This window comes from Escherichia sp. KCJ4928, assembly GCF_004352695.1.
GTDB lineage: Bacteria > Pseudomonadota > Gammaproteobacteria > Enterobacterales > Enterobacteriaceae > ECMA0423.
In genome coordinates this window covers 1-1644 of sequence record NZ_SJWV01000378.1, presented here as the reverse complement: position 1 = coordinate 1644, position 1644 = coordinate 1, and the positions used below count along the sequence as shown (strand labels likewise).

The following is a 1644-nucleotide window of genomic DNA, read 5'->3' as shown; positions in this document are numbered from 1 at the left end:
GTTTTTTGCCGCGACGGGGTGTTCCGTACCGTTTACTGCCACCTGCACGGTGAGCCGGCCTGGAACGGTCGCATCCTGCATACCCACTATGCCACCGGTCAGCAGGCCGAAGCCCTGGTTGAACACGGTGATATCCGTTGCCTTGGTCCCCGTTGCGACAAACCCGCCGGGCATACGCTTCAGAACCCGGTGGACGGTGTGACGGCTTATTACGGACGTGACAGTGGTTTCCGGATGGACAGTGAGGCGCGTGAGTACCGTTCTTTCATGGAGGCTATTGCCACTGAAAGCACTGAAGAGGTGCGCTTCCATTATGTGTTCATCGACGGCTACTGGAATGTGATGTACCGCACGCCGGAAGGCTGGAAGATGAAAGCGCTCGCGCTGGCACTGCGTCGCTGTCCGAAATGAAAAAAGGCAGGGCGATAAACCCTGCCTTTCTCCGCCGGCGCTTCCCCGTACGGAAGTCCGGCATCTCATTCACTAACTATGGAGATTATGCCATGAGACCATCAATTATCTTCGCAACCGCCGAGTATGTAAAGCGTCTGCGTGAAGAGTGCCTGCGGGAGAACAAACCCCTGCACCGCCATACCCGCTTCAGACGCCAGGAACTGGCACCGGATGAGATTAACCCGGACGTCCTGGCGATGGGCGGTCATATCGCCAGACGCTGCAGTGAGCAGAAGCGGGTACGTATCCCCGCCATGAAAGTCAGCGAATGGGGCCACCTGCTCCGCGCGCTTGAAATTGAGCGGGTCTGCCACTGATTAACCCTTGCCGTCTGCCTGTGCAGGCGGCAGGATACGTTCAGACATCTCACCAGGAGGAACCGTGAGTAAGAAGAAAAACACCACAACGCCCACGCCGCATGATGCCGCGTTCCGGTCGTTCCTGGCGAATCCCGACGTCGCCAGAGATTTTCTGGAACTGCATCTTCCGGCGGAGTACCGGCAGTTGTGCGACCTGTCCACGCTGAAGCTGGAACCCGCCACCTTTGTTGAGCCGGACCTGCATCAGTACGCCAGCGATATCCTCTGGAGTGTGAAAACCACCGGGGGTGAAGACGGCTATGTTTATACGCTCATCGAGCACCAGAGCACCGAAAATCTGTACATGCCTTTTCGCATGTTACGTTACAGTGTGGCGGCGATGCAGAGGCATCTGGAGCAGCACAAAACGTTGCCACTGGTCATTCCGGTGCTGTTCTATCACGGTGAGCGCAGCCCGTACCCGTACAGCATGAACTGGCTGGACTGTTTTGAGAATCCGGCGCTTGCGGCTAAAATATACACAAAGCCGTTTCCGCTGGTTGATATCACTGTCGTTGATGACAATGAAATCATGAACCATCGCCGGATGGCCGCACTGACGCTGCTGATGAAGCATATCCGCCATCGTGACATGATGGAGCTGCTGGACAAACTCCCGCAGGTCATGGTGGAAATTTCAGACGAGCAGGTGCGTGTTCTGATTCATTACATCGTTAACGCAGGGGACTCTGTATCACCGGAATTTATGCGGGCGCTGGCTGAGCGTCTGCCGCAGCATGAGGATAAACTGATGACTATCGCAGAACGTCTTGAGCAAAAAGGTCGCCAGGAAGGCAGGATGGAAGGACGCATGGAAGGACGCATGGAAGGA

At 56.1% G+C, this 1644-nt stretch carries 3 protein-coding genes; all 3 read left to right on the top strand.

Annotation, left to right across the window (positions count from 1 at the left end; genetic code table 11):
• Positions 1–411: post-segregation killing protein PndC (locus tag E0D98_RS28165; protein WP_240723762.1), on the top strand; the 411-nt coding region annotated here is incomplete at its 5' end.
• A gap of 92 nt (positions 412–503) precedes the next feature.
• Complete coding sequence (locus E0D98_RS24005) at positions 504–770, top strand: hypothetical protein (protein WP_001247860.1); 267 nt, start codon at positions 504–506, stop codon at positions 768–770.
• A gap of 64 nt (positions 771–834) precedes the next feature.
• Positions 835–1644: Rpn family recombination-promoting nuclease/putative transposase (locus E0D98_RS24000; protein ID WP_052985812.1), on the top strand; the 810-nt coding region annotated here is incomplete at its 3' end.